At 69.5% G+C, this 23,840-nt stretch carries 22 protein-coding genes and 1 pseudogene; 14 read left to right on the top strand and 9 right to left on the bottom strand.

Annotation, left to right across the window (positions count from 1 at the left end; all coding sequences use genetic code 11):
• Positions 1-26 precede the first annotated feature (26 nt).
• Positions 27-1,517: an ABC transporter ATP-binding protein gene (locus ACYQ0J_RS07120; protein WP_460171472.1), complete on the top strand. Its 1,491-nt coding sequence runs from the start codon at positions 27-29 to the stop codon at positions 1,515-1,517.
• A 37-nt stretch (positions 1,518-1,554) separates the two neighbouring features.
• Here ACYQ0J_RS07120 and ACYQ0J_RS07125 read toward each other — a convergent pair whose 3' ends face one another.
• The 5 genes from ACYQ0J_RS07125 to ACYQ0J_RS07145 are packed head-to-tail and all read right to left on the bottom strand — an operon-like array spanning position 1,555 to position 5,754.
• The gene (locus ACYQ0J_RS07125; RefSeq protein ID WP_460171473.1) at positions 1,555-2,505 is read right to left on the bottom strand and encodes a hypothetical protein; all 951 of its coding nucleotides are present in this window, start codon (positions 2,503-2,505) and stop codon (positions 1,555-1,557) included.
• 16 nt (positions 2,506-2,521) lie between these two features.
• On the bottom strand, positions 2,522-3,379 hold the full coding sequence (locus ACYQ0J_RS07130) for an LptA/OstA family protein (protein ID WP_460171474.1): 858 nt from the start codon (positions 3,377-3,379) through the stop codon (positions 2,522-2,524).
• Positions 3,376-3,933, bottom strand: coding sequence for a hypothetical protein (locus tag ACYQ0J_RS07135; protein ID WP_460171475.1), 558 nt, complete (start codon positions 3,931-3,933; stop codon positions 3,376-3,378). Before ACYQ0J_RS07135 ends, ACYQ0J_RS07130 begins: the two co-directional genes overlap by 4 nt.
• 45 nt (positions 3,934-3,978) lie before the next feature.
• The gene (locus tag ACYQ0J_RS07140) at positions 3,979-5,001 is read right to left on the bottom strand and encodes a lipid II:glycine glycyltransferase FemX (RefSeq protein WP_460171476.1); all 1,023 of its coding nucleotides are present in this window, start codon (positions 4,999-5,001) and stop codon (positions 3,979-3,981) included.
• A 3-nt stretch (positions 5,002-5,004) separates the two neighbouring features.
• Positions 5,005-5,754, bottom strand: coding sequence for a response regulator (locus ACYQ0J_RS07145; RefSeq protein ID WP_460171508.1), 750 nt, complete (start codon positions 5,752-5,754; stop codon positions 5,005-5,007).
• A gap of 53 nt (positions 5,755-5,807) precedes the next feature.
• On the opposite strand from ACYQ0J_RS07145, the gene pheA reads away from it, so the two are divergent.
• Positions 5,808-6,629, top strand: coding sequence for a prephenate dehydratase (pheA, locus tag ACYQ0J_RS07150; RefSeq protein ID WP_460171477.1), 822 nt, complete (start codon positions 5,808-5,810; stop codon positions 6,627-6,629).
• On the opposite strand, the gene ACYQ0J_RS07155 is transcribed toward pheA, so the two are convergent.
• Together ACYQ0J_RS07155 and ACYQ0J_RS07160 are read right to left on the bottom strand one after the other, a co-directional pair.
• Entirely contained in the window at positions 6,626-7,258 is a 633-nt protein-coding gene (locus ACYQ0J_RS07155; protein WP_460171478.1) for a CBS and ACT domain-containing protein, read from the bottom strand. The two genes, pheA and ACYQ0J_RS07155, sit on opposite strands and share 4 nt — an antisense overlap.
• A gap of 82 nt (positions 7,259-7,340) precedes the next feature.
• The gene (locus ACYQ0J_RS07160; RefSeq protein WP_460171479.1) at positions 7,341-7,778 is read right to left on the bottom strand and encodes a hypothetical protein; all 438 of its coding nucleotides are present in this window, start codon (positions 7,776-7,778) and stop codon (positions 7,341-7,343) included.
• Between the two features lie 98 nt (positions 7,779-7,876).
• Here ACYQ0J_RS07160 and ACYQ0J_RS07165 point away from each other — a divergent pair, with 98 nt between their 5' ends.
• The 7 genes from ACYQ0J_RS07165 to ACYQ0J_RS07195 all read left to right on the top strand — a co-directional run bounded on the left by ACYQ0J_RS07165 (position 7,877) and on the right by ACYQ0J_RS07195 (position 15,493).
• The gene (locus tag ACYQ0J_RS07165) at positions 7,877-8,368 is read left to right on the top strand and encodes an OmpH family outer membrane protein (protein ID WP_460171480.1); all 492 of its coding nucleotides are present in this window, start codon (positions 7,877-7,879) and stop codon (positions 8,366-8,368) included.
• A 40-nt stretch (positions 8,369-8,408) separates the two neighbouring features.
• Positions 8,409-11,024, top strand: coding sequence for a DNA translocase FtsK (locus ACYQ0J_RS07170; protein WP_460171481.1), 2,616 nt, complete (start codon positions 8,409-8,411; stop codon positions 11,022-11,024).
• 22 nt (positions 11,025-11,046) lie between these two features.
• Positions 11,047-11,448, top strand: a complete 402-nt coding sequence (gene speD, locus ACYQ0J_RS07175) for an S-adenosylmethionine decarboxylase (protein WP_460171482.1) — start codon at positions 11,047-11,049, stop codon at positions 11,446-11,448.
• 3 nt (positions 11,449-11,451) lie between these two features.
• Entirely contained in the window at positions 11,452-12,396 is a 945-nt protein-coding gene (speE, locus tag ACYQ0J_RS07180) for a polyamine aminopropyltransferase (RefSeq protein WP_460171483.1), read from the top strand.
• A gap of 35 nt (positions 12,397-12,431) precedes the next feature.
• Complete coding sequence (locus ACYQ0J_RS07185; RefSeq protein ID WP_460171484.1) at positions 12,432-13,091, top strand: DsbA family protein; 660 nt, start codon at positions 12,432-12,434, stop codon at positions 13,089-13,091.
• Positions 13,092-13,239: 148 nt separating this feature from the next.
• Positions 13,240-14,772: a cation:proton antiporter domain-containing protein gene (locus ACYQ0J_RS07190; protein WP_460171485.1), complete on the top strand. Its 1,533-nt coding sequence runs from the start codon at positions 13,240-13,242 to the stop codon at positions 14,770-14,772.
• A complete protein-coding gene (locus ACYQ0J_RS07195; RefSeq protein WP_460171486.1) occupies positions 14,759-15,493 on the top strand; it encodes a YebC/PmpR family DNA-binding transcriptional regulator in 735 nt (244 codons plus the stop codon). Before ACYQ0J_RS07190 ends, ACYQ0J_RS07195 begins: the two co-directional genes overlap by 14 nt.
• Positions 15,494-15,568: 75 nt before the next feature.
• Here the strand turns inward: ACYQ0J_RS07195 and secA are convergent, their stop codons facing one another.
• Together secA and tsaD are read right to left on the bottom strand one after the other, a co-directional pair.
• Complete coding sequence (gene secA, locus ACYQ0J_RS07200; protein ID WP_460171487.1) at positions 15,569-18,565, bottom strand: preprotein translocase subunit SecA; 2,997 nt, start codon at positions 18,563-18,565, stop codon at positions 15,569-15,571.
• Positions 18,566-18,697: 132 nt separating this feature from the next.
• Positions 18,698-19,669, bottom strand: coding sequence for a tRNA (adenosine(37)-N6)-threonylcarbamoyltransferase complex transferase subunit TsaD (tsaD, locus tag ACYQ0J_RS07205; protein WP_460171488.1), 972 nt, complete (start codon positions 19,667-19,669; stop codon positions 18,698-18,700).
• A 50-nt stretch (positions 19,670-19,719) separates the two neighbouring features.
• On the opposite strand from tsaD, the gene ACYQ0J_RS07210 reads away from it, so the two are divergent.
• The 5 genes and pseudogenes from ACYQ0J_RS07210 to ACYQ0J_RS07230 all read left to right on the top strand — a co-directional run.
• Entirely contained in the window at positions 19,720-21,051 is a 1,332-nt protein-coding gene (locus tag ACYQ0J_RS07210; RefSeq protein WP_460171489.1) for a vWA domain-containing protein, read from the top strand.
• Positions 21,052-21,058: 7 nt separating this feature from the next.
• On the top strand, positions 21,059-21,484 hold the full coding sequence (locus ACYQ0J_RS07215) for a DUF1999 family protein (RefSeq protein ID WP_460171490.1): 426 nt from the start codon (positions 21,059-21,061) through the stop codon (positions 21,482-21,484).
• Positions 21,485-21,489: 5 nt separating this feature from the next.
• Positions 21,490-21,699, top strand: coding sequence for a heavy-metal-associated domain-containing protein (locus ACYQ0J_RS07220; protein WP_460171491.1), 210 nt, complete (start codon positions 21,490-21,492; stop codon positions 21,697-21,699).
• A gap of 90 nt (positions 21,700-21,789) precedes the next feature.
• Positions 21,790-22,947 (top strand): acyl-CoA dehydrogenase family protein, encoded by a 1,158-nt coding sequence (locus ACYQ0J_RS07225; RefSeq protein ID WP_460171492.1) that lies wholly within the window; start codon positions 21,790-21,792, stop codon positions 22,945-22,947.
• 178 nt (positions 22,948-23,125) lie between these two features.
• Positions 23,126-23,840: pseudogene (locus tag ACYQ0J_RS07230) on the top strand (IS200/IS605 family accessory protein TnpB-related protein); the annotation flags it as partial.

Consider the following 23,840-nt stretch of genomic DNA (forward strand, 5'->3'; position numbering starts at 1 on the left):
CCCCGGCCCTTTTGTATACTCCGGGCGTGGAGAAGGCCCTGGTCCTCAAAAACATCACCAAGCGCTTTCCCCTCGTCCTCGCCAACGACCACGTCTCCTTGGACCTGGAATGGGGCGAGGTCTTGGCCCTGGTGGGGGAAAACGGCGCGGGCAAGTCCACCCTCATGAAGATCGTCTACGGCCTGCAGCCCCCGGACGAGGGGGAGATGTGGGTGGACGGGAAGCCCTACCACCCCAGGAGCCCCTTGGACGCCATCGCCCACGGCATCGGCATGGTCCACCAGCACTTCATGCTGGTGGAGCCTTTCACCGTGCTGGAGAACCTGGTCCTGGGCCTGGAGCCCGGAAGCCCCCTCCGCCTCACCCTGGAGGAGGCGAGGAAGCGGGCCGAAGCCCTCATGGAGGAGCTGGGCTTCCAGGTGCCCCTGGACGAGCGGATTGAGAACCTCCCCGTGGGGCTCCAGCAACGGGTGGAGATCCTGAAGGCCCTCTACCGCCGGGCCAGGATCCTCATCCTGGACGAGCCCACCGCGGTCCTCACCCCCCAGGAGGCCGAGGAGCTCTTCCGCTTCCTCCGGGCCTACGTGGCCAAGGGAAACGCCGCCATCTTCATCAGCCACAAGCTGAAGGAGGTGCTGGCCGTCTCGGACCGGGTCACGGTGATCCGGGACGGGAAGGTGGTGGGCACGGTAGGGACGCGGGAGACCTCCCTCGAGGCCCTGGCCCGGATGATGGTGGGCCGGGAGGTGGTTCTGCGGGTGCAAAAGGGGCCCGCCCGGCCCGGGGAGGTGGTCTTGGAGGTGGAGGACCTCGAGGCCCCCCCCAGGCTCAAGGGGGTGCGCTTCCAGGTGCGCTCCGGGGAGATCGTGGGCATCGCCGGGGTGGAGGGCAACGGCCAGACGGAGCTGGTGGAGGCCCTGGCCGGGCTCCGCCCCCACCGGGGCGTGGTCCGGTACCTGGGCCAGCCCCTCCCCCCCCTGGCCCGCAAGGTACGGGAGGCGGGAGTAAGCCACATCCCCGAGGACCGGCACGCCCGCGGCCTCGTCCTGGACTTCTCCGTGCGGGAAAACGCCATCCTGGGCGACCAGCACCGCAAGCCCTTCCGGGGCTTCCTGGGCTTCCTGGACGGCGAGGCGGTGGAGGCCCACGCCAAGAGGCTGGTGGAGGGCTTTGACGTGCGCCCCCGTTCCACGGAGCTTTCCGCCCGGCGCTTCTCCGGGGGCAACCAGCAGAAGATCGTGGTGGGCCGGGAGCTCCTTAGGGGCCCCAGGCTCCTCATCGCCGCCCAGCCCACCCGGGGCGTGGACGTGGGGGCCATCGAGTTCATCCACCAGCGCCTCATCGCGGCCCGGGACCAGGGCCTGGCGGTCCTCCTGGTCTCCGCCGACCTCTCCGAGGTGCTAAGCCTCGCCGACCGCATCCTGGTCATGTACGAGGGCCGGATCGTGGGGGAGCTCACCCCGGAGGAGGCCACGGAGGAAAGGCTCGGCCTCCTCATGGCCGGGGTCACCGCCTGAGGCCACCCCATCCCGGCCCTTGCCGGCCCGGGGGGTACTACTCCTTAAACTCCCCCGCCACCTGGCCTAGGACCAGGACCTCCCCGGTCTTCAAGGCGTAGCGCACCCGCTCCCCGCGGACGAAACCCTTTTCGTCCCGGCTTTCCACGCCCCCGTAGAGGTAGGCGTACCCCTCCTTTTCCCTAAGGAGCGCCCGCTCCGCCCGGGTGGTCCGCCCCCCCTGGGTGAACTCCACCCTGCCCAAAAGCCAGAGCCGGTCCTCGTCCAGGAGGTAGCGGAGGCTTCCCGCCTGGCCCCGTAGGGGCTTCTCCCCCTCCCGCTGCACCGCCACGGGGCCTTCCAGCAGGGCCTCGCCGGTGTCGTTGCGGTAGCGGAGGCGGCTTCCCTGGGCCCGCACCGCCCCCTGCGTGACCCAGACCTCCCCCGGGCCCGGGCGGAGCTCCAGGCGCCCCTCCTCCTCCAAGAAGCGGGCCTCCCCCCCGGAGAGGAAGAGCTCCTCCTGCCCCCCCCTTTCCACCACCGCCAAGGGCCCCCGGGCCGCCACCTCCTCCCCCAGGCGCACCCCCACCCCCTTGGGGTCGGCGAGGACCAGGCGCAGGTAGCGCTCGGCCCGCCCCTCCCCCGCGCGCCGCAGGCGCATGAGGTAGGCCAGGCCATCCCGCTCCAGGTCGGGGTTGAAGGCCGCCTCCACCCTCGTCCCCACCTCGAGGCCCTCCTCCACCGCGCTCCCCGCATCCCGGTAAAAGGCCCGCTCCCCCACCTGGACCCTCTCCGGGGACAGGGCCACGAGCTCCCCCACCAGGAGGTCCCCGTAGTCCGCGTAGAAGAGGCTTCCCTCCTCTCCCGAGACCCAGGCCACCACCTTCTTGTCCTTCCGGACCAGCTCCACCTGGGGGCGGAAGGCCTCCTGGGCCCAGCCGAGGAGGAGGGCCAGGGCCACCCCCAGGCCCAAGGCCCGCCACGCCAGGCCGCCCGGGAAAGGGCCCATGGCCCTCAAGCCCCCCTCACCGCTCCCCCAGCCTCCTGAACTCCTCCACCGGCAGGCGGAAGGCCCGGGCGTAGACCCGCACCTGGTGGCGGTTCACGTTGTGCTGGAGGGTGCTTCCCGAAAGCCTAAAGCCCTCCTTCTTGTTCTCGCTCACCGCGGGCTTCCCCAGGACGATGGCCTCGCCCGTGGTGTCGTCGTAGTAGAGGCTCTCCCCGGTGGTCACCAGATCCCCGTCCACCAGGCGCACCCCCCCCGTGGCGATGAGCCGCTTGGACCCGGTGAGGCTCCGCACCTCCTTGGCCCGGATCACCAGGTCCCCGTCCTTGCGCCTGCGGGTGAGGACCACCTCCTTGGGGTCGGTGAAGACGGCAAGGCCCCGCTCCTCCTCGTAGTAGACGAAACCCGCCCGCCCCTCCTGGTTCCCGCTCCGGAGGAGGGCGCCCTCGCTGGTGGAGGTGTCGGTGTCCACCTGGAAGGTCATGCGGCTGGCCTCCACCTCCACGGGGTCCTCCCCGGGCTTGGGCTCCTGGCGCATGCGGGCCGGGCCCAAAAGCTCCCCTTCCCCCGTCCGCTCCCGGTAGACCAGGGTGGGCCCCCTGGCCTCCACCCGGCCCCGGCGCACCACCACCCCCCCCTCAAAGCGGGCCTCCCTTTCTCCTTCCGCCTCCTGCATGGTCTTGCCCTTGGGGGCGGTGAGGGTGGCCTTGGGGGCGCGGATCTCCAGGTCCTTCACCCGGCCCCGCACCTCCCCCTCAAAGGTCCAGGGGCCAAAGCGGAGGTCCCCGGAAAGCCTCCCGCCCTCCACCTGGATCACGCGAACCCCCGAGGCCGCCAGGGCCAAACCCAGCAGGGAAAGAAAAACCCATCGCTTCATGAACTCCCTCCTTCCACGGTGCAGGGGCCGAAAGCCCCCCCGGCAGGGAAGGCGAACCGGGGGGCCTCGGCCTCGATGTGCTGCAGGGCGAAGTCCGCGCGGAAGGCCTGGGCCTCGCCCCGCAGGTTGGGGGCCTCAATCCGCACCCAGGGGGCGATGAAACCCTCCTTCTGGCGGATCAGCACCTCCCCTTTGCCGGGGGCGGAGAGCTCCAGGCGGTAGCACCCCTTTAGGATCTCCACCCGGGCGTGGGGGGCCCTGAGGTTGTCCCCCGGCTCCACCGCCACCTCGGGGGCGAGGAGGCGCAGGTCGAGCCTCCCCTCCGCGTACCGCTCCCCCATAAGGCCGCCCCGGATGCGGAAGACCCCGCCTTCCTCCACCATCTCCTGGGCGCGAAACCGCCACTCCACCCCCTCCTCCTCGGGGAAGAGGAAGAACTCCACCCCCCTAAGCCGAACCCCCGCAGGCTCCCCGGAGGCCTCCGGGGCACGGCGCAGGAAAAGGCCCAAGGAGGCGAGGAGCAAGAGGGCGAGGAGGAGGACCAGGCGCGCCACGCCCTTACCTTACCCAGAGGCCCTTGAGAAAGATGACAGGAGGCTTCACCCCAGAACGTCCCGGGGGTTGCCCCGCACCCGGAGGTTCACCCAGGTCTTGCGCAGGCGCAGGAGGGCTCTAAGGGGCCGGTACAAGGGGGAGAGGGGCAGGGCGTAGGCGGGGAACTGCACCCTTTGGCCGCCAAAGCCCTCCTTGAAGCGCCAGATGCCCTCGGCGTGGCTCCCCTCGGGGGTCCGGGGCACGCCCCAGAGGTCGTAGATCCGGTAGCCCCTCTCCAGGCCGTGGCGGATGGCCGCCAGGTGCATGCCCATGGGGGCCTTGGCCTCGGGGTGCTTGCGGCTGCTCCCCCCGTAGAGGTAGTCCACCTTGCCCGCGAAGGCCACGAAGAGCCCCGCGGCCAGGGCCTCCCCCTCCTTGCGGGCAAAGGCGAGGAAGGCCTCCCCCAGGGGCTGGTTCATCTCCCGCAGGACCGCCCGGTAGTAGGCCTCCGCGTGTTGCAGGAGCTTGGCGCGGCGGTTCGTCTCCTCAAAGAGGCGGAAGAAGTCGCCGAAGGCCTCCTCCCCCTCCACGGAAAGCTCCGTGCGCTTCAGGGCCAGGCGGGCGTTCCTGCGGTGCATCTCCTTCATGCCCCGGAGGAGCGCCTCCTCCCCCTGGGTTAGGTCCAGCCAGAGGGAGTGGCCCGGCTGGATGGGCTCCTCGGGGAGAAGGCCTTGGAAGCGGGGGGCTTCCTCCCCGGCGGAAAGCCCCGCCTCCGGCTCCAGGAGGAGGTGGGTTCCCCGCACCCCCCGGGCCAGGCGCCGGGCCACCTCCGGGAGGTCCTCGAGGCGGTGGAGGGCCGGGCCCCTAGGCACGTAGGCCACCCGAAGCCCCCCGGGAAGGGCCTTTAGGAGCACCTGGGCCGCCCCCAGAAGCCCTTCCTGGCCGTAGACGGCGAAGCGCCTGGGCTCCCAGCCCGTGGTCCGCTTCACCTCCCCCCAGCCCCAGGACTGCAGGGCGCTGGTGATGGGGAAGCGGGCCACCAGATGGTTCCAGGCCTCGGGCTCGGTATAGACCACTAGCTCCGACACCCCCTAAGCGTACAGGGCGCGGGCCAGCTCTTCCAGGAGGCCGTCCCCCTCCAGGGGAAGCCGCTGGGCCTCGAGGTAGGCCTGCACCAAGGGGTGGAAGCGCGGGTCCTGTGCCCGCTTCGCCCGCTCCGAGAGGGGAAGGAGGGGCCAGCCGTAGGCCAGGTGGCCGATCAGGTCGTAGAGGTCGTAGGCTCCCGGCAGAACCCGCCGCAACAAGGCCTCCGTCCAGCCCTTGGCCACCAGGTTGCCGAGGAGGGCGCGGCGGCTTTGGGTCCTAAGCCACAGGGCCTTAAACCGCTCCTCCTCCGGAAGGGCCTGCCGCAGGCGGGCCCCCACCTCCGCCAAGGAGGCCACCCGGTCCCCCTCGGGCAGGACGTACCCCTCCCGGGCCAGCAGGTTCTCCACCGCCTCCTTGAGGCGACGGCCGCTGATGGGCTTTTCCAGGAAGAGGTCCGCCCCCAGGGCGCGGCTTGGCCCCTCCAGCTCCCGCCCCCCGCCGGTGAACATGATCACCGGCACCCGGCTCAGGCGGCGCACGGCCCGGATGCGGCCCAGGAGAGTGAGGCCGTCCATATCGGGCATCATGATGTCCAGGAGGATCAGATCGGGGGTTTCCCGGCGCAGGTAGGCCAGGGCGGCCTTGGCCGACTCGGCCAGAACCACCTCGTGGCCCGCGCCGGAGAGGACCACCTCCAGGAGGCGCCGGATGCGGGGATCGTCGTCCACCACGAGCAGCCTTGCCACGGAGGCCATGCTAAGGGAGAGGGCCCGGTCCTGTCTACGGGGTTTCATGTACCATGAAGGGCATGAGGATCGCCTTCCAGGGCACGGAGGGGGCCTACAGCGAGGAGGCCCTCCTTAAGACCTTTCCTGGAGCAACTCCCGTGGGCTTTCCCACCTTCCACCAGGTCTTTGAGGCGGTGGAGGGCGGGGAAGCCGACCTGGGGGTGGTTCCCGTGGAGAACACCACCGCCGGGAGCATCAACCAGACCTACGACCTCCTCCTGGAGAGCGACCTCCACGTGGTGGGGGAGATCGTCCACCGGGTGAAGCACTGCCTTCTGGCCCCCCCGGGGACCGAGCTCAAGGACCTAAAGGCGGTGAAAAGCCATCCCCAAGCCCTGGCCCAGTGCGATGGCTTCCTGGCCCGGATGCGCCTCTCCCCCATCCCCGTGTACGACACCGCCGGGGCGGCCCGGGCCCTGGCGGAGAACCCCGAGCCCGGGGTGGGGGCCATCGCCAGCCGGCGCGCCGCAGAGCTCTACGGCCTCGAGGTCCTGGCGGAGAACATTGAGGACTACGCCCACAACTACACGCGCTTCTTCGTCATCGGGCGGGAGGAGGCGCGCCGCGGGGAGGGGCCCTACAAGACCAGCATCGTCTTCGCGGTGCGCCACCGCCCCGGGGGGCTCTTGGAGGCCCTCCGGGTCTTCGCCGAGGCCGGGGTCAACCTCACCAAGCTGGAGTCCAGACCAAGGCGGGACAAACCCTTCAGCTACCTCTTCTACCTGGACCTCGAGGGGCACCTGGAGGACCCCGGCCCCGCCCAGGCCCTCCTGGGCCTCCTGCGGCGGGCCGCCTTCCTGAAGGTCCTGGGCTCCTACCCCGCCTACCGCAACGGGGTCTAGCCGGGCCGGACGTCCACCACCCGCTCCCCCGCGGCCCTTAACCGGTCCGGCACCCCTTCCACCCCCTCGCCCACCACCCGCATGACCAGGCGTTGGTAGCCCGCCAGGTGGGCCGCGGTGGCGATGGAGACGATGTTGGCCGGGGGGACCGCCTGGGCCATCTGGGCCAGGGCCCCGGGCACGTCGGGGATGTCCACGGTGACGCGTAGCCCCCCAAGCCGCAGGCCCAAAACCTCAATGAAGGCCCGCAGCACATCGGTCACGGTGATGATGCCCACCAGCCTCTCCCCCTCCATCACCGGAAGGCCGCCGATCTTCCGCTCCTCCATGACCAAGGCGGCTTTTTCCAAGGGCTCGTCCGCCCCCACGGTGATCACCGGCTTGGCCATCACCTCCTGCACGGTGAGCTTGGAGAGGAGGTAGTTCATCTCCCACACCGAGAGGGTGGTGGCCTTGGAGGGCATGGCGTCCTTGAGGTCCTTGTCGGTGACCAGGCCCAAAAGCCGCCCGTCCTTGACCACGGGCAGGCGGCGGAAGCCCTTCTGCTTCAACAGGTTGATGGCCTCTAATACCGGGGTATCCGGGCCCACGGTGAGGGGGTCCTTGGTCATCCAGTCCCTGACCAGCATGGGTTCACCTCCGGGCCTCAGTCTATCCCAAGGGCGGGAGAAGAATGTCCCCCGCCCAGAGAGCCTGGGCGGGGGAAAGCGCTTAGCGCAGGTTGGCCCCGATCACCGTGCGCCCGAAGCGGCCCGGCCCCCCGAAGGGGTAGAAGTACTCCCCGTCCAGGAAAAGCCCGGTGCGGGGATCCAGAAGCACCTCCACCCCCAAGGAGAGGTGGAGGCCCACCTCTCCCGCGCCCGCGAAGTGCCCGGCGAGCCCCCCGCCGAAGTAGGGCCGGATCCCCCTCAGGTCCCGGTCCACCTGGCCCAGGTCGGGCTTGAAGAGGACCTCCCCCGCGGCCAGGAAGCTGGGTCCCCCGGGGAACAGGTCCACGAAGCCGCGGAAGGCCAGGTTGCGCTCCAGGGGCGCCTCGAGGCCCAACCCCAGCCCCGCCGGGGGCAAGGAGAGGCGGAAGGAGACCGCCCGTTGGGCCAAGGCCCCTGTCCCCAAAACGGCCAGCAGAAGAAGCAACACCGCTTTACGCATAGCCTCACCTCCTCGGGCGAGGATACCCCTTCTTAGGCCAAAGGGAAAGCGGCTTTTCTCTCACGTACGCTTCACCCGGGGGCGTTAGGCTTCTTCCCATGAAGCGCTTCCCCTTAGCCGCCCTCCTCCTGGCCCTCGGCGCCCTCCTCACCCCCATGCTGGCCCAGAACAGGAACGTGGCCAGCCGCGTGGGCTTCGTGGACGCGGACGCCCTGGTCCAGGCCCACCCCGACTACAAGAAGGTGCAGGACCTCCAGGCCCAGGCCCGCAAGGAGCTCGCCCCCCTGGAGGAGAAGCTAAAGCCCTTGGACCAGAAGGTGCGCTCCGGCCAGGCCACGGCCAAGGAGCGGCAGGACTACGAGGCCCTCCTGAAGACCTACCAGGACACCCTGAAGAAGTGGCAGGACCGGCAGAACCCCGTGCTGAAGCCCATCCTGGAGGAGGTGGACCAGGCCATCGCCAAGGTGGCCAAGGCCCAGGGCTTCGCCGTGGTCATGAGCCGTCAGGTGGCGGCCCAGTCGGGCCTGGTGGTCTACGCGGACGAGGACACCGACCTCACCCAGGCGGTGATCCGCGAGCTCAAGCGCTGAGCGTCGGGCCACGCTTGCAATTTAGGTTATAATTCTTCCGATGGGCAAGCGGAAGCCGGCGAAGCCTGCCCCCGCCAAGGGGGACCTGGAGGCTTTGGGCGCCGTGGCCGTGGGGGCGGGCCTCTTCCTCCTGGCCCCCCACTACCCGTGGACGACGGGGGCCCTGGGGGAGTTCTTGGGAACCCGGTTTTACGGGGAGGTGGGCCTTCCCGCCTACCTCCTTCCCCCAAGCCTCTTCCTCCTGGCGGGCTTCCTCTTCCGGGCCAAGCCCCTTGGGCCCCTCCTCCGCCACCTCCTCTTCCTCTTCCTCTTGGCCTTCGCCCTCCTGCCCCTCCTGGGCCCCCTTTCGGGGCACCTGGGAAGGGCCTGGCGGGAGGCCCTCGTGGCCGGGGCCGGGGCCTTTGGCCTCCTCTTGCCCCTGCTCCTGGCCTCCTTGGTCCTGGACCTGTGGCGGCGTAAACCCCCCTTTCACCTCCTCCTCACCGGCCTGCGCCTGGGGGTGGAAGGGGTAAGGCGCACCCGGCACCGCCTGAAGGCCCTCCTCGTCCGCCGCCGCATCGCCCTGCTGGCCCGCCTCTACCCCGGGCACACCGCCCTCAAGGCCCTGGCCCAAGGCCTCTCCCCCGCCGAACTCCCGGGGGTGGAAAAGGCCCTCCGGGCCTTCCTGGAGGAGCGGGTGGCGGAGCTTAGGCGGCAGATGGAGGAGGATAACCGCCCCTTGGAGCCCCGCCTGAGCGCCCTCCTCCAGGGGCTATCGCGGCCCCTTCCCGGGGAAGGCCCCCTGCGGGATGCCCTGGAGGAGCGGCGGGCGGCCCTTTTCCTCGAGGCCCAGGCCCTCTCCGCACGCCTTAAAGCCCTCCTCCCCCTGCCCCCCTTCCGGCCCACCCTCGGCGGGCTCCTTCAAGGGATGCGGCTGAGGGAAGCCCGCAAGGCCCGCTGGGAAGAGCTTTCCGGCCTCCTGGAGGACCTGGAGAGGCGCCAAGGGGAGCTCGCCGGGTGGCTTCCCTTCCTGGACCTCCCCCTGGAGGCCCAAGGGGAAGCCCTGCGCGCCCTCCTCACGGGAAGCCCGCCCCCCAGGCCGAGCGCCGCCCCGCCCCCTGCCCCGCCGGAGCCTGAACCCCTGGACCTGGACCTGGTCTTCCCCGAACCCCCTTCCCGCCGCGAGGACCCGCCCCCCAGGCCCGAGCCCGCCGGGAAGGCCCTGGCGGTCAAGCGCCCGAGCGCCGCCCTGGCCCTCCCCACCCCCGACCTCCTGGACCCCCCGGAGCCCAAGGGGACCTCCCGGTCCCTGGAGGAGGAGGCCGAGCGCCTCAAGCGGGCCATCGGCGAGACCTTAAGGCAGTTCGGCGTCCAGGCCGAGGTGGTGGGCCACGCCCGGGGGCCCAGCGTCACCCGCTACGAGCTCCTGCCCGCCCCCGGGGAGAAGATCAGCCGCATCCAGAGCCTGCAGAACGATTTGGCCCGGGCCCTGGCGGTGGGGGCGGTGCGGATTGAGGCCCCCATCCCCGGGAAGAACACCGTGGGCCTGGAGGTGCCCAACCCCAAGCGGGAGCTGGTGCGCTTCTCCGAGGCGGTCCTCTCCCCCGCCTTCCAGAACGCCCGGGCCCTTTTGCCCCTGGTCCTGGGGAAGAGCATTGAGGGGGAGATCTGGGTCAGGGACCTCGCCAAGATGCCCCACCTCCTCATCGCCGGCTCCACGGGAAGCGGCAAGAGCGTGGCCATCAACGTCCTCATCGCAAGCCTCCTCTTCAAGCACCTGCCCACCGCCCTGCGCCTCCTCCTCATAGACCCCAAGATGGTGGAGCTCACCCCCTACGAGGGCATCCCCCACCTGGTGCGCCCCGTGGTCACGAGCCCGGAGGAGGCGGCGGGGGTCTTGCAGGGGGCGGTGGCCCACATGGAACGGCGCTACCGCCTGATGAGCCAGGTGGGGGCCCGGAACCTGGAGCAGTACAACGCCAAGGTGGGGCCCGAGGAGGCGTTGCCCTACCTGGTCATCGTGGTGGACGAGCTCGCCGACCTCATGATGACCGCCCCCAAGGAGGTGGAGTCGGCCATCCTCCGCCTCGCCCAGATGGCCCGGGCCACGGGCATGCACCTCATCCTCGCCACCCAGCGCCCCAGCGTGGACATCCTCACCTCCCTCATCAAGGTGAACATCCCCGCCCGCCTGGCCTTCGCCGTCTCCAGCGGCTTTGACTCCCGCACCATCCTGGACACCCAGGGGGCGGAGAAGCTCATCGGCCAAGGGGATGCCCTCTTCTACCAGCCGGGCCTCACCAAGCCCGTGCGCCTGCAGGTGCCCTACCTGTCCGAGGAAGAGGTCCAGCGCCTGGCGGGCTTCCTGCGGGGACAAAGCCACGAGGACCGCTTCGCCGAGGCCTACGGGGCGGACTTTGAGCCCCCAAAGGGCCCGGAAGGGGCCGTGGGGGAGGTGGACTTCTCCGATCCCCTCCTGAGAAAGGCGGCGGAGATCGTGGTGGAGGAGGGCTACGGCTCCGTGAGCCGCCTGCAGAGGAGGCTCTCCGTGGGCCACGCCCGGGCCGGCAAGCTCATGGACGCCCTCGAGGCCATGGGCATCGTGGGCCCCTCCAAGGGCTCCAAGCCCCGGGAGGTGCTCATCACCAAGGAACAGCTCAAGGACTTCTTCGGTTAGGGGTGTGCTATCATGGCCCTCTGTGGAAACGGTGCCGGGCGGGCGCTGGGTGGCGGAGATCTACGGCTGCGACCTGGAGGTGCTGGAAAACCCCAGGATGGTGGAGGCGGCCCTCCTGGATGCGGTCATGCGCCTGGGGGCCCCCAGGGGCTCGGCCCAGTCCGTGGTGTACAAGTTCCATCCCCAGGGGCTGTCCGCCGCGGTGGTGAGCCCGGTGGCCGCGGTGATGATCCACACCTGGCCAGAGGACAACGCCTCCGCCACCTTGGACCTCTACTTCTACCGGGACGGCGTGGACCCCGAGGTGGTGCTTAAAGGCCTCTCCCGGGCCTTCGGGGCCAAGGAGGAATCCGCCTTCCGCTACTGGCGGGGCACGGAGCACGCCATCAAGCGCCGGGCCTTCGGCGCGGGGCAAGGAGGTTAGGCCATGGACTACGGCATGTACTTCTTTGAGCACATCACCCCCTACGAGACCATGGTGCGGCGGATGGAGCGGGTCATCGCCTCGGGCCGCACCCGCTACCAGGACTACTTCCTTTTTGAGACCAAGGGCTTCGGCAAGGTGCTGGTCCTGGACAAGGACGTGCAGAGCACGGAGCGGGACGAGTACGTCTACCACGAGACCCTGGTCCACCCGGCCATGCTGGCCCACCCCGAGCCCAGGACGGTCCTCATCGTGGGGGGTGGGGAGGGGGCCACCCTGCGGGAGGTGCTCAAGCACCCCACCGTGGAAAGGGCGGTCATGGCGGACATAGACGGGGAGCTGGTGGAGGTGGCCAAGCAACACATGCCCGAGTGGCACCAGGGAGCCTTCGACGACCCCCGCACCCTCCTGGTCATTGAGGATGCCCGGGCCTACCTGGAGCAGAACCCCAGCACCTACGACGTGATCCTCATCGACCTCACCGACCCCGTGGGGGAGGACAACCCCGCCAGGCTCCTCTACACCGTGGAGTTCTACCGCCTGGTGAAGAGCCGCCTGAACCCGGGCGGGGTCATGGGCATGCAGGCGGGGATGATCATGCTCACCCACCACCGGGTCCACCCCGTGGTGCACCGCACGGTGCGGGAGGCCTTCCGCTACGTGCGGAGCTACAAGAACCACATCCCCGGCTTCTTCCTCAACTTCGGCTTCCTCCTGGCCTCCGACGCCTTCGACCCCGCCGCCTTCTCCGAGGGGGTCATGGAGGCCCGGATCCGGGAGCGGGGCCTCGCCCTGCGCCACCTGTCCGCCCCGTACCTGGAGGCCATGTTCGTCCTGCCCAAGGACATCCAGGAGGCGGTGGAAAGGGAAACCCTGATCTCCACCGACCAAAACCCCTTCTACGTCACCCCCGAGGGGGAGGCCCGCCAGGCCCCCTATAGGGGCTGAAGCCTTCTCACCTTGGGCCGTGGTAAAGTGAGCCCATGCCGCGCGCTATAGTTCTCGTAGTGGTGGCCCTGGCCCTCTTGGGCCTGGGCTGGATCCTTTGGGGGCCCAAGGGCCGGGCGGGCCTGGACCCCGCCCAGGGGGCCCGTTTCGCCCTGGGAAGGGAGGATGCGCCCCTGGTGGTGGTGGACTTTTCCAACTACCTCTGCCCCCACTGCCAGAACCACGCCCTGAACGTCCTGCCCCGGCTTAAGGCCGAGTACGTGGACACCGGGAAGGTGCGCTACCTCTTCCGCGACTTCCCCTTCCCCGGCCAGGCGAACGTGATCCGGGCCAGCGAGGCGGCCGCCTGCGCCGCCGACCAGGGCCGCTACTCCGAGTACCACGAGGTCCTCTTCCGCGCCGCAGGCTCCTGGGGCAACCTGCAAGGGGCGGTGTTGGACCGCTACCTGGTGGACCTGGCGGGGCAGATGGGCCTGGAGGAGGGGACCTTCGCCCAGTGCCTGGCTTCTGGCAAGCACCGGGATGGGGTCCTGGCGGACCAGAAGCTGGCCACCGACCTGGGCCTCACCGGGACCCCCACCTTCTTCATCGCCGGGGAGAAGCGCACGGGCTTCCTCCCCTACGAGGAGTGGAAGGCCCTTCTGGACAAGGCCCTGGCGGAAAAGGAACGCCTCCCCTCCCAGCCCACCTACTGAGTTTCCCTGTTTCGTTCCCCCCACCGGGTCCTTTTTCCGGGGCCCCCAGGCTGGCGCGTGCCAGCCTGGGGTGGTATGAGCGCCCGCCCCTTAACCTCGCTCCGCGAGCCCGCAGGCACCTAGGGGGTATCTCTGCTACCCTTGGGGCATGGAGGCCCTCTGGGTAGCCGTGGCCTTTGCCCTGGGCCTTTTGGCCAGCCGCCTGGGCCTGCCTCCCCTGGTGGGGTACCTGGGGGCGGGGTTCGGCCTCCACGGAATGGGCCTAAGGGAGACGGAGTTCCTGCACCACGCCGCCGAGATCGGGGTCCTCCTCCTCCTCTTCAGCGTGGGGCTCAAGCTCCGGCTCCAGGACTTCCTGGACCCCCGGGTGCTGGGAGCGGGGGGGCTTCACCTCTTCCTCTTCAGCGCCCTGGCCTTCCTCCTCTACAAGAACCTGCCCTTGGCCCTGGTCCTGGCCTTTTCCAGCACGGTGCTGGTGGCCAAGCTCCTGGAGGACAAGAAGGAGCTCACCACCTACCACGGCCGCCTGAGCCTCGGCATCCTGGTCCTGCAGGACCTGGTGGCCGTGGGGCTGATCACCCTCTATGGGGGTGGGGCGGTGAGCCCGTGGGCGGCTTTACTCCTCCTCTTCCCCCTCTTGCGCCACGGGATGGCCTGGCTCCTGGAAAGGAGCGGCCACGAGGAACTCCTGATCCTCTTCGGCCTGGCCCTCGCCCTCTTGGGAGGGGAGACCTTCCGCCAAGTGGGCCTTTCCCCGGAGCTCGGAGCCCTCCTCATGGGCACCCTCCTCTCGGGCCACGCCAAGGGCACGGAAATGGCCCGGGCCCTGTGGGGCCTTAAGGAAGCCTTTCTGGTGGCCTTCTTCCTGGACATCGGCCTGAGGGAGGGCCTGGATGGGGTGGAGATGGGGCTGGTGGGGGGCCTCTTGCTCCTCTCCCTCCTCAAGGCCCCCCTTTTCTTCGCCCTCTTCCTGCTCCTGGGGCTAAGGGCCCGGACCGGCTTCGTGGCCGGGATGTACTTGGGCAACTACTCGGAGTTCGCCCTGATCGTGGGGGTGGCCCTGGAGCGAACCGGCCTCCCCTTAAGCCTCCCCAGCCTGGCCCTGGCCGTGGCCCTCTCCATGGCCCTCTCCGCCCCCCTGGCCCGTCACAGCCACGCCCTCTACAAGCGCCTGGAGCCTCGGCTTTTGCGCCTGGAGCGGAAGGGCGTCCACCCGGACCAGGAACCGGAGCGCCTGGACGGGGCCACAGTGCTCATCGTGGGCATGGGGCGCACGGGGGGGGCCGTCTACCGGGTGCTGGAGGAGAAGGGGGAGAGGCCCTTCGGCCTGGACGCCGACCCGGAGAAGGTAGAGCGCCACCGGGCCAAGGGCAGGCGGGTGCGCTACGGGGATGCGGAGGACCCGGAGCTTTGGGAGCGCTTAGACCTCTCGGGGCTCAAGGCGGTGGTCCTGGCCCTGCCGGACCTCGAGGCCAAGCTCCTGGCCGCCCGCTGGCTGAGGGAGCGGGGCTTCGGCGGGACCATTGCCGCCACTAGCTTCCACCTGGAGGAAGACCCCGCCTTGGGGGCCGCCGGGGTCAGCCTGCTCTTCCACCCCTTCCGCGAGGCGGGAGAACGCCTAGCGGAGCGGGTTCTAGAGGCGCTGGCTATAATGGGTGAGGTGAGCCATGGCCGGTCATAGCAAGTGGGCACAGATCAAACGCAAGAAGGCCGCCAACGACCTCAAGCGCGGCAAGATCATCTCCAAGCACCTCCGGGCCATCCAGGCGGCGGCGCGCGCCGGGGGAAGCCCCTACCCCGAGGCCAACGTGCAGCTCCGGAACGCCATTGAGGCGGCGCGGGCCGACGATGTGCCCATGGAGAACATCGAACGCCTCCTGCAGAAGCTCCAAGGAGGCGGGGATGGGGCGGAGCAGTTTGAGGAGATCGTCTACGAGGGCTACGCCCCCGGCGGGGTGGCGGTCTTGGTGTATGCCCTCACGGACAACCGCAACCGCACCGCCGGGGAGGTGCGCCACGTCTTCGGCAAGTACGGGGGATCCTTGGGCACCACGGGCAGCGTGGCCTGGCAGTTTGAGCGCAAAGGGGTGATCGTCTGCGAGAACACCGAGGCCGCGCAGGAGGCCGCCATTGAGCTAGGGGCCCTGGACCTGGAGGAGGAGGGCGCAAGCCTCACCGTCTACACCGACCCCGCCGAGGCCTACCGCGTGGCCGAGGGGCTGAAGGCCCGGGGCATTAAGGTGGAGGCGGTGGAGGTGGTGCAACACCCCCAGAACACCATCGCCCTCGGCCCCGAGGAGGCCGCCAAGGTCCTGCGCCTGGTGGAGGCCTTGGAAGACCTGGACGACGTGCAACACGTCTACACCAACCTGGACCCGGAAAGCCTTCAGGTGGAGGCCTGAGGCTTAGTACCCCGCTCTGGCATTCGCCAGAGCGGGGGCCCCAAAGTTGCGAAACGAAAGCACAGGCGCTTAGCCCTATTCCTTCTTGCGCTTCTTCTCCTCCCGCATCATCCGCCGCCTCTCCGCACGGGAAAGCCCGGGCTGGGGCGGCGGGGTGGCGGGCCGCTTGCGCTCCACCCCAAAGGGCCTGGCCTCGGCCTGGGGCTCGGGCACGGGCACGTAAGGGGCCTCCCGCACCGGGCGCACCGGCTCCGCCTCCACCTTGAGGCGGAAGAGGAACTTGGCCACCTCCCCCTTGATGAAGCCCACCATGTCGTTGAAAAGGCGGGTGGCCTCGATCCGGTACTCCTGGAAGGGGTCCTTCTGGCCGTAACCCCGCAGGAAGATGCCCTGCCTGAGGACGTCCAGGTTGTGCAGGTGCTCCTTCCAGGCGGAGTCCACCACGTTGAGGATCACGAAGCGCTCCACCGCCCGCATGAGGGGAGGGGAAAGCTCCGCCTCCCGGGCCTCGTAGGCCTTAAGGGCGGCCTCCACCAGCCGCTCCACCCCCTCCTCGGGCTTTAGCCCCCTTAGATCCGCAAAGGGGAAGCCCTGAAGCTGGGGGGCCACGTCCAGCAAGGCGGCCTTTAGGGCCTCCAGGTCCCAGTCCTCGGGGTGGATCTGGGGGTTCAGGAAGTTCTCGGCCACCCCCGCCACGGTCTCCTCCACCATGCCGATGGCGGCCTCCCGCACCTCCTCGTCCTTGCCCAGAAGGATGAGGCGGCGCTGGGCGTAGATGACCTCCCGCTGGCGGGCCATGACGTCGTCAAACTGCAAAAGCTGCTTGCGGATGGCGAAGTTGCGGTCCTCCACCCGCTTCTGCGCCCGCTCTATGGAGCGGGTCACCATGGGGTGCTCAATGGGCTCGGAGTCGTCAAAGCCCATGCGGTCCAGCATGGCGATGACCCGGTCCGAGGCGAAGAGGCGCATGAGGTCGTCGTCAAAGCTCACGTAGAAGCGGCTCCCCCCCGGGTCCCCCTGGCGGCCCGCGCGGCCCCGGAGCTGGTTGTCAATGCGCCGGGACTCGTGCCGCTCCGTACCCAGGATGAAAAGCCCGCCCAAGGCCCGCACCCGCTCCTCGTCCTCCTTGCACTCCTCCCGGATCTGGCGGATCCTCTCCAGGAGTTCCTCCCGGATGCCGAGCTCCCCCGCGAGGGCCCTGGCCTCCTCCTCCTTTTCCGCCACCATCTTCTTGATGAAGAGCTCCACCCGCCACTCGTAGCGGTCAAAGCCCTCCTTCTCCAAGAGGGCCGCCGCCAGGTACTCGGGGTTCCCGCCCAGCTTGATGTCCGTGCCCCGGCCCGCCATGTTGGTGGCGATGGTCACGGTCTTGCTCCGGCCCGCCTGGGCCACGATCTCCGCCTCCTTGGCGTGGTGCTTGGCGTTCAGCACCTGGTGGGGGATCCCCTGGCGGAGGACCGAGAGGGTGTGGACCGCCCGCTTGAGGCCCTCCCAGGCCGCCCTGAGGTTCCCCTTCGGGGGAATAAGCCCCTCAAAGGGGGCGAGGTCCTCGTCCTTGAGCCCCGTGGGCCTCTCCAAGAGCTTCCTTAGGCGCTCCCACTCGGGGCCCTGCTGCTTCTGGCTCGCCTTCTTGAAGAGTTCCAGGCGCATCTCCAGGCGGGGCAGGTAGAGCCGGGGCTCTTTGAGCATCTGGGAGAGGCGCTCGGACTTCTCGATGCTGATGGTCCCCACCAAGACCGGCTGGCCCCGCTCGTACTTCTCCGCGATCTCCTCCACCACCGCGTAGAACTTCCCCTTCTCCGTGCGGTAGACCACGTCGGGGAAGTCCTGGCGGATCATGGGGCGGTTGGTGGGCACCACCACCACGTCCATCCCGTAGATCTCCTGGAACTCCTTTTCCTCCGTCTTGGCGGTGCCGGTCATGCCCGCCCGCTTCTCGTAGAGGCGGAAGAAGTTCTGGTAGGTGATGGTGGCCAGGGTCTGGTTCTCCCGCTCGATCCTCACCCCCTCCTTGGCCTCAATGGCCTGGTGGAGGCCCTCCCCGTAGCGCCGGCCCGGCATGAGGCGGCCGGTGAACTCGTCCACGATGATGACCTGGCCGTCCTGGACGATGTAGTCCCGGTCCTTGTGGTAGAGCTCCTTGGCCCGGATAGCCTGGATGAGCATGTGGGCGAGCTCCATGTTCTCCGGGCTGAAGAGCCCCTCCACCCCGAGGAGCTTCTCCGCCTTGGCGATGCCCTGGAGGGTGAGGTGCACGGAGCGGTTCTTTTCCTCGATGGTGTAGTCCCCCGTGGGCTCCTTCCGCACCCCGGGCTCCGGGGGGAGGCCCCTTTCCAGCCGCTTGGCGATCTCCGCCATCTTGTAGTAGAGGTCGGTGGCCTTCTCCGCGGGGCCACTGATGATGAGAGGGGTACGGGCCTCGTCGATGAGGATGGAGTCCACCTCGTCGATAATGGCGTAATGCAGGGGAAAGTCGTGGCGGAGCACCAGCTGGTCGGGGCTGATGGCCATGTTGTCCCGCAGGTAGTCGAAGCCGAGCTCGGAGTTGGTCACGTAGGTGACGTCGGCGAGGTAGGCCTTGCGGCGCTCCTCGGGGGTGGAGGCGTGCTGGATCACCCCCACACTGAGGCCCAGGCCCCGGTAGACGGGCCCCATCCACTCCGCGTCGCGCCGGGCCAGGTAGTCGTTCACCGTGACCACGTGCACGCCCTTCCCCGTGAGGGCGTTCAGGGCCACGGCCAGGGTGGCCACCAGGGTCTTGCCCTCGCCGGTCTTCATCTCGGCGATCTTGCCCTCGTGGAGGACCGCCCCGCCGATGAGCTGCACGTCGAAGTGGCGCATGCCCAGGTAGCGCTTGGCCGACTCCCGGGCCAGGGCAAAAGCCATGGGGAGAAGCTCGTCCAGGGAAGCGCCCCGCTCGTGCTTCTCCTTGAGTTCCCGGTAGGCAGCGGCCAGGTCCTGAATCTTCTCCACCTCGGCCTCGAGGCGGTTCACGGGCTCCACCACCTGCTTGTAGTAGCGGGCGATCTCCCGCTCGTTGTTGTCGAAAAGCTTCCGTATGAGGCCCAGCATCCTAGGCCGATTGTACCCCTTCGGGATGAGAAACCCCTTTATACCACCCCATGCTGGCTTGCGGCCCCGGTAAAGGGGCCTCGTGCCCCAATTTCGGACCCTACAGGGGGAAGGAAACGGGGAGAAAGAGCATCAGGCTTCCTCCAGAGGCCAGTAGGCGGTGGCCCCCAAGGAGAGGGGGCTTGGGGGAAAGCCACGCCTATAGCGCCTCCAGGCCGCCAGGGCCACCATGGCCCCGTTGTCCTGGGAAAGGCCCTTGGGGGGGAAGAAAACCTTCAGGCCCGCCTCCCGGAAGCGCGCCTGCAAGGCCCGGTTCGCCGCCACCCCCCCGGCCACCAGGAGGACCCTATGCCCCGTGGCCTCCGCCGCCCTCAGGACCACCTCGGAGAGGTGGGCGATGGCCGCCTCCTGGAAGCCCCGGGCCAGGGCGGCCTTGGGGAGGCCCTTCTCCACCAGCTGCAGGGCCCTCGTCTTGAGGCCGGAGAAGCTGAACTCGTACCCCTCCTGGCCCCTTAGGGGCACAGGGAAGGGAATGGCCTCCTGGGCCCCTTCCGCCAGGCGCTCAAGCTCCGGCCCCCCGGGAAAGCTGAGGCCCAAGAGCCTCGCCACCTTATCGAAGGCCTCCCCCGCGGCGTCGTCCCGGGTGGCGCCCAGGAGGCGGTAGCGGCCCAGGTCCAGGACCTCGTAAAGGTGGGTGTGCCCCCCGGAGGCCACCAGGGCCAGGAAGGGGGGGTCTAGCCCCTCCGGCCAGGCGGCGGCGATGTGGGCCTCGAGGTGGTGCACCGCATAAAAGGGCCGGCCCAGGGCCCAGGCCAGCCCCTTGGCGAAGGTGTAGCCCACCAGGAGGGCCCCGATGAGGCCGGGGCCCCGGGTGGCCGCCACCAGCCCCAGGTCCTGGGGGCCGATGCCCGCCTCGGCCAAGGCCCTCTCCGCCAAGGGACGGATCACCCTCAGGTGCTCGCGGCTCGCGAGCTCCGGCACCACGCCGCCATACGCCTCGTGCAGGACCACCTGGCTCGCCACCAGGTTCACCACCACCTCCCCCTCCCGCACCAGGCCCACCCCGGTGTCGTCGCAGGAGGTGTCCACGCCCAGAACCCACATGCCCCCCCACTCTAGCAGACCCCAGGAGGCCGAGGGTACGCTGAGGGCACGTGCTCTGGCTCCTTCCCGCCATCCTCCTTGGGGTCTACCTCCTCTACCGGGCGAGAAGGCCCAGGCCCACGCCCTGGGCCGGGGTGTGGCTTTGGCAAAGGGGCCGGAGGCGCCTCCGGCCCCGGCTGGACCTGAGGCTTTTCCTCCTCCTCCTGGGGGCTGGCCTCATGGTCCTGGCCCTGGAGGACCCCCCTTTGGGGCCCTCCCCCCTGGTCCTGGTGGTGGACGCTTCCGCCAGCATGGCCGCCCGGGAAGGGGCCAAAACCCGGTTGGACCTGGCCAAGGAAAGGCTCCTCCCCCTCCTGGAAAGGGCCCCGGAAGCGGTCCTGGTGCGGGCGGGGGAGAGGCCCGAGGCCTTCGGCCCCGCCCCCGGGGTGGCCCTGAGGGGCAGGCTCCTCGCCCTGGAGGCGGGGGACCGGGAGGCCCGGCTGGAGGAGGCCATGGCCCTGGGGCGGCGGCTCCTCCAGGCCCCGGTGGTGGTGGCCACGGACAGGCCCCCACCCCCCGGGGCGGAGGGGTACCTGGGCGTGGGCACCCCGCAGGAGAACCTGGGGATCGTGGCGGTGGACCGGGGCTTCCTCGCCCTGGGGAATAGCGCCCAAAGGCCCCTCACCGCCCGGGTGGCGGTGGGGGGAAGCATCCGGGAGGCGGCCGTGCCCGCCCGGGGCTACGCCCGCCTCGAGGACCTCCCCCCCGTCTTCACCGCCCGGGTGCTAAACGGGGGCGCCCTCGAGCTGGACGACGAGGCCGCCTTCGCCCTGAGGCGCCCCGGGGTGGACTACCCTCCCCTCCCCGCCCTGGAGAGGCTTTTCGCCCTGCTGGGAGCCGTACCCGGGACCGAGGTCCGGGTCCGGGTGGCCGTGCCCGAGGGCCCCCCCGAGGCCCCCACCCTCTTCCTCGCCCCCCGGGGGGGAAGCCCCACCTCCGTGCGCCTCACCACGCCCCACCCCCTTTTGGAGGGCGTGGCCCTCCTGGGGGAACGCCTCCCCCCGCCGCCCCCGCCCCCCGCCCCCTGGCAGCCCCTGGCGGAGGGGGAAGGGGGCGTGGGCCTCCTCTACTTCACGGAGAAGGGCCTTTACCTGCCCCCCCTGGAGGCGGTCCAGGACCGCCCCCTCTTCCCCCTCTTGGTCTACAACTTCCTCCGCCCCTACCGGGAGGTGCGCACCGGGCTCCTCTCCCCCGGGGAAACCCTGCTTCCCGTACCGGGGGAGAGCTTCCTGCCCAAGACCCCCGGGGGCGCCGGGCGCTTCCTGGCCCTCCTGGCGGCCCTGGTGCTCCTGGGGGAGGCCATCCTCTACCGCCCAAGGCCCCTTCCCCCCCAAGAGGCATAATGGGCCCATGCGCGTCCGTCCCTTCACCGAGCTGGACCTGGAGCGGCTCAACCAGGTGGCGAAAGACCGCCCCCTAAGCCTGGGGGCCGTGCGCTTCTTCGCCCGCACCGGCCACTCCTTCCTGGCGGAAGAGGGGGAAAGCCCTCTGGGCTTCGCCCTGGCCCAGGCGGTGTGGCAGGGGGAGGCCACCACGGTCCTCCTCACCCGGATTGAGGGCAAGGACCAGAAGGTGCTGGAAGGCCTCCTGGCCGCGGTGGTCAAGAGCGCCTACGATGCTGGGGTCTACGAGGTGGCCCTGCACCTGGACCCCGGGCGCAAGGCCCTGGCGGAGGCCCTTCTGGCCCAAGGGTTTGCCGTGGGCCCCTTGGTCCTGGCGGTGCGGGTCCTGGGAAGCCGGGGTAAGCGGGGGGAAACCCGGGGGGTCTTAGAATAGGGGGCATGAGCCGGGTGATGATCGGCATCCGGGGGGAACCCACCCCGGAGGGCATGGAGCGGATCCTCACCGCCCTAAAGCGCCTGGAGGGCGTGGCGGGGGCCCAGGCCACGGGGCCCAGCCAGCTGGAGGTGGAGTACGACCCCCAGGCCCTCACGGTCATGGACCTCATCCGCACCATCCGGGAGGAGGGCTTCCTCGCCGGGATGCTCTGATACCCCCCCGCGCCGGCTTGCCCCGGCGAAGGACCCCTCTTGGGCCAGGCCAGGGAACGGCGCGGGGTAGACTAAAGGCCGAGGTGCACCATGCTGGACTTTTACGCCGTGGAGGAGCTTCTCACCCCCGAGGAGCGGGAGATCCAAAAGGCCGCCCGCCGCTTCCTGGAGAAGGAGGCCCTGCCCTACATCCGCGACTGGTGGGAGGAGGGGGTCTTCCCCACCCACCTCATCCCCAGGTTCGCCGAGCTGGGCTTCCTAGGCCCCACCCTGCCCCCCGAGTACGGGGGGGCCGGGGTAAGTAGCGCCGCCTACGGCCTCATCGCCTACGAGCTGGAGCGGGTGGACTCGGGGCTCAGGAGCTTCGTGAGCGTGCAAAGCTCCCTGGTCATGTACCCCATCTACGCCTACGGGAGCGAGGCGCAAAAAAAGGAGTTCCTCCCCAAGCTCGCCCGGGGGGAGATGGTGGGGGCTTTCGGCCTCACGGAGCCCGACGGGGGCTCGGACCCCTACGGCAACATGAAGACCCGGGCCAGGCGCGAGGGGGACACCTGGGTCCTGAACGGCAGCAAGATGTGGATCACCAACGGCAACCTGGCCCACATCGCCCTCATCTGGGCCAAGGACGAGGAAGGCCGGGTCCTGGGCTTTATCGTCCCCACCGACACCAAGGGCTTCCAGGCCCGGGAGGTGAAGCACAAGATGTCCCTCCGCGCCTCGGTGACGAGCGAGCTCGTCCTGGAGGACGTCCGGGTGCCCGAGTCCTTGCGCCTCCCCAAGGCGGAAGGCCTGAAGGCGCCCCTCTCCTGCCTCACCCAGGCCCGCTTCGGCATCGCCTGGGGGGTCTTGGGGGCCCTCGAGGCCGTCTACACCGAGGCCTTGGAGTTCGCCAAGAGCCGGAGCACCTTCGGCGAGCCCATCGCCAAGAAGCAGCTCGTCCAGGCCAAGCTGGCCGAGATGCTCGCCTGGCACACGGAGGGGCTTCTCCTGGCCTGGCGGCTTGCCCGGCTCAAGGACGAAGGACGGCTCACCCCCGCCCAGGTCTCCCTGGCCAAAAGACAGAACGTCCAGAAGGCCCTGAAGGCCGCCCGCCTCGCCCGGGACATCCTGGGGGGAAGCGGCATCACCCTGGAGTACCACGCCATCCGCCACATGCTCAACCTGGAAACCGTCTACACCTACGAGGGCACCCACGACATCCACACCCTGGTCCTGGGGCGGGAGGCCACGGGCCTGAACGCCTTCTAAATGCCCCAGGGAAGCGGGGATCCCGTGGGGCAAATGGGAGGTGCAAACAGCTGGGAAATAGCGCACACCACTTCACCCCGGCGCTCACGTGCCCTCAGTCCCCGCCACCTCACCCCAGCGAGTCCCCGCAGCACGCGAAAAGTCCCGAAGCGCTATACTCCCTCACAGGAGGCCTCCGGTGAAGAAAAAGCCCAGGGTCACGCACGGACGCTCCCCCAGGAGGAGGAACAAGACTTTCACCGGGGTCCACGCCCTCCTCTTCTTTCCCTTCGTAGAGGACCTCCACCTCCTCCTGGACCTCATGCGCCGCTTCTCGGCGGCCGTGAGGTACGCCTACAACCGCCTCTTAGAGGGATGGAAGCGGGAGGACTTGAAGCGGGAAGATGGACCTCTGTGTACCCGCAAGGTAGCCCCTTCGGGGCTGACCTTCGGCCTCAACACCCGCTACGCGGACGACGCGGTCCTGAAAGCCCATGCCCTCATAGACGCCGCCAGGGAACTCGGCGAAGACCCCCGCAAGGTGGTGTTCGGGGGGAGGAAGCTCTTTGAGCAGTTAGGACGTAACCACCTCTCCGGTAAACGCAGGGAGAAGCTCAAGCGGGAGTGGAAAGAGAAGCGGCAAGGCTTGCTTTACTCCCGAGGGGACAGGACAAAAGGAGGCAACCTCAACCTCCGCCTGGAGGCAAAGGACGGAGCCCTTTGGCTCCGCGTCAACCTGGGAAACGGGAGGCACGCCCACGCCCTGGTGAAGACCTCCCACCCCAACCTGAGCGCCCTGGTGGAGCGTGTCCACGCCTCCCTCCCCTACAACGTGGAGCTCTCCCTCAAGGAGGGGAAGGTCTACGCCGCCTTCACCTGGGAGGAGGAGCCTGTGCCCCTCGTGGCCACGAAGG

It is taken from the genome of Thermus sp. FJN-A (assembly GCF_054655095.1).

Bases quoted from the DNA above. Each gene is read 5' to 3' on its own strand.
- ACYQ0J_RS07125 (WP_460171473.1), bottom strand. From the start codon at position 2,505: ATGGGCCCTTTCCCGGGCGGCCTGGCGTGGCGGGCCTTGGGCCTGGGG.
- ACYQ0J_RS07130 (WP_460171474.1), bottom strand. From the start codon at position 3,379: ATGAAGCGATGGGTTTTTCTTTCCCTGCTGGGTTTGGCCCTGGCGGCC.
- ACYQ0J_RS07145 (WP_460171508.1), bottom strand. From the start codon at position 5,754: ATGGCCTCCGTGGCAAGGCTGCTCGTGGTGGACGACGATCCCCGCATC.
- pheA (WP_460171477.1), top strand. From the start codon at position 5,808: ATGAGGATCGCCTTCCAGGGCACGGAGGGGGCCTACAGCGAGGAGGCC.
- ACYQ0J_RS07155 (WP_460171478.1), bottom strand. From the start codon at position 7,258: ATGCTGGTCAGGGACTGGATGACCAAGGACCCCCTCACCGTGGGCCCG.
- ACYQ0J_RS07160 (WP_460171479.1), bottom strand. From the start codon at position 7,778: ATGCGTAAAGCGGTGTTGCTTCTTCTGCTGGCCGTTTTGGGGACAGGG.
- ACYQ0J_RS07165 (WP_460171480.1), top strand. From the start codon at position 7,877: ATGAAGCGCTTCCCCTTAGCCGCCCTCCTCCTGGCCCTCGGCGCCCTC.
- ACYQ0J_RS07170 (WP_460171481.1), top strand. From the start codon at position 8,409: ATGGGCAAGCGGAAGCCGGCGAAGCCTGCCCCCGCCAAGGGGGACCTG.
- speE (WP_460171483.1), top strand. From the start codon at position 11,452: ATGGACTACGGCATGTACTTCTTTGAGCACATCACCCCCTACGAGACC.
- ACYQ0J_RS07185 (WP_460171484.1), top strand. From the start codon at position 12,432: ATGCCGCGCGCTATAGTTCTCGTAGTGGTGGCCCTGGCCCTCTTGGGC.
- ACYQ0J_RS07190 (WP_460171485.1), top strand. From the start codon at position 13,240: ATGGAGGCCCTCTGGGTAGCCGTGGCCTTTGCCCTGGGCCTTTTGGCC.
- ACYQ0J_RS07195 (WP_460171486.1), top strand. From the start codon at position 14,759: ATGGCCGGTCATAGCAAGTGGGCACAGATCAAACGCAAGAAGGCCGCC.
- secA (WP_460171487.1), bottom strand. From the start codon at position 18,565: ATGCTGGGCCTCATACGGAAGCTTTTCGACAACAACGAGCGGGAGATC.
- tsaD (WP_460171488.1), bottom strand. From the start codon at position 19,669: ATGTGGGTTCTGGGCGTGGACACCTCCTGCGACGACACCGGGGTGGGC.
- ACYQ0J_RS07215 (WP_460171490.1), top strand. From the start codon at position 21,059: ATGCGCGTCCGTCCCTTCACCGAGCTGGACCTGGAGCGGCTCAACCAG.
- ACYQ0J_RS07220 (WP_460171491.1), top strand. From the start codon at position 21,490: ATGAGCCGGGTGATGATCGGCATCCGGGGGGAACCCACCCCGGAGGGC.
- ACYQ0J_RS07225 (WP_460171492.1), top strand. From the start codon at position 21,790: ATGCTGGACTTTTACGCCGTGGAGGAGCTTCTCACCCCCGAGGAGCGG.